The organism is Streptomyces sp. NPDC053755 (assembly GCF_040677675.1).
Taxonomy (GTDB): Bacteria; Actinomycetota; Actinomycetes; order Streptomycetales; family Streptomycetaceae; genus Streptomyces.
In genome coordinates this window covers 1-1989 of the sequence record NZ_JBFASK010000076.1, presented here as the reverse complement: position 1 = coordinate 1989, position 1989 = coordinate 1, and the positions used below count along the sequence as shown (strand labels likewise).

2 protein-coding genes are annotated in these 1989 nt (G+C 72.4%); both read right to left on the bottom strand.

The features are described 5' to 3' along the window. Positions 1–127 precede the first annotated feature (127 nt). Complete coding sequence (locus tag AB0K65_RS32240; protein WP_365722844.1) at positions 128–1084, bottom strand: electron transfer flavoprotein subunit alpha/FixB family protein; 957 nt, start codon at positions 1082–1084, stop codon at positions 128–130. A gap of 35 nt (positions 1085–1119) precedes the next feature. Continuing rightward, positions 1120–1905, bottom strand: coding sequence for an electron transfer flavoprotein subunit beta/FixA family protein (locus AB0K65_RS32235; protein WP_365722842.1), 786 nt, complete (start codon positions 1903–1905; stop codon positions 1120–1122). Between the last annotated feature and the right edge of the window lie 84 nt (positions 1906–1989).

Genomic DNA, 1989 nt, shown 5'->3' with positions numbered 1-1989 from the left:
GGGGGGGCGGGCCCCCCCGCGCCCCCGGTGGCCCGGGGGGGCGCCCCCCCCCCCCCCCATCCGGCCCTTCGTCGTCTCCGGGGCCGGCCCGGCGTCCTGACCGGACCGGCCCCCGGGACGGGTCGCCTCAGCGGGCGCCGATCTCGTCCGTCAGCTGCGGCAGTACGGCGAACAGGTCGCCCACCACGCCGTAGTCGACCAGATCGAAGATCGGGGCCTCCGGGTCCTTGTTGACGGCCACGATCGTCTTCGAGGTCTGCATGCCGGCCCGGTGCTGGATCGCGCCGGAGATGCCCGCGGCGACGTACAGCTGCGGGGAGACCTGCTTGCCGGTCTGGCCGACCTGGTTGGAGTGCGGGTACCAGCCGGCGTCGACCGCGGCGCGCGAGGCGCCGACCGCCGCACCGAGCGAGTCGGCCAGCTTCTCGACGACCTCGAAGCCCTCGGCCGCGCCGACCCCGCGTCCGCCGGAGACGACGATCGCGGACTCGGTCAGCTCCGGGCGGCCGGTGGAGACCCGCGGGGTGCGCGAGACGACCGTGGCGGCGTTGCCGGTGAAGGCGACGGTCACGTCCTCGACCGTGCCGGCGGCCGGTGCGGCCTGCGGTGCGGCGGAGTTCGGCTTGACGGTGATGACCGGCACGCCGTGCGAGACGGTCGACTTCACCTGGTACGAGGCGGCGAAGACCGACTGGGTCGCGACCGGGCCGTTCTCGCCGGCCTCCAGCTCGACGGCGTCGGTGATCAGGCCCGAGCCGAGGCGCAGGGCGACGCGCGCGGCGATCTCCTTGCCCTCGCCGGAGGAGGTCACCAGGACGGCGGCGACGCCCTTGTCCTGGGCGATCTGGGTGAGCGCGTCGACCTTCGGCACGACGAGCTGCTCGGTGAACTCGGCGCCGTCAGCGACGTACACGGTGGCCGCGCCGTACTCGCCGGCCGTGGCGGCGATCGACGCCGCGGCCTCGCCGGCGCCGAGCACGACGGCCGTCGGCTCGCCGATCCGGCGGGCCAGCGTGAGGAGTTCGAGGGCCGGCTTGCGGACCGCACCGTCGGCGTGGTCCACGAGAACCAGGATCTCAGCCATGATTCATTGCTCCTGAAACGGTGAACGGTGAGCGGTCAGATGAACTTCTGGGCGGAGAGGAACGCCGCGAGCTGCTTGCCGCCGTCGCCCTCGTCCGTGACGATCGTGCCCGCCGTACGGGCCGGGCGGGCCGCGACCGACTCGACGAGCGTCCACGAGCCGGCCAGGCCGACCTCGTCGGCGTCGATGCCCAGGTCGTCAAGGTCCAGCTCCTCGACCGGCTTCTTCTTGGCGGCCATGATCCCCTTGAAGGAGGGGTAACGGGCCTCGCCGGACTGGTCGGTGACCGAGACGACGGCCGGCAGCGGGGCCTCGAGCAGCTCGGTGGCGGCGTCGCCGTCGCGGCGGCCCTTCACGACCGAGTCCTCCACCGAGACCTCGGACAGCAGGGTGATCTGGGGCAGGCCCAGGCGCTCGGCGAGCAGCGCGGGCAGCACGCCCATCGTGCCGTCGGTCGAGGCCATGCCGCAGACGACCAGGTCGAAGCCGGTCTTCTCCAGCGCCTTGGCGACGATCGCGGAGGTGCCCATGACGTCCGTGCCGTGGATGTCGTCGTCGTTGACGTGGACGGCCTTGTCGGCGCCCATGGACAGCGCCTTGCGCAGGGCGTCCTTGGCGTCGTCGGGTCCGACGGTGACGACGGTGACCTCGGCGTCGTCGGACTCCTCGGAGATCCGCAGAGCCTGCTCGACCGCGTACTCGTCGAGCTCCGACAGCAGGCCGTCGACCTCGTCGCGGTCGACGGTCAGGTCGTCGGCGAAGCCCCGGTCGCCGGTCGCGTCGGGTACGTACTTCACACAGACAGCGATCCTCAGGGTCACGGCCTGGCTCCTTTCGGGGTGACTGACGATTACGGGAGGTTGCGGGCCATGACGATGCGCTGGACCTGGTTGGTGCCTTCGTAG

Excerpts from the sequence above, each read along its gene's own strand:
- AB0K65_RS32240 (WP_365722844.1), bottom strand. The coding sequence starts at position 1,084 with ATGGCTGAGATCCTGGTTCTCGTGGACCACGCCGACGGTGCGGTCCGC.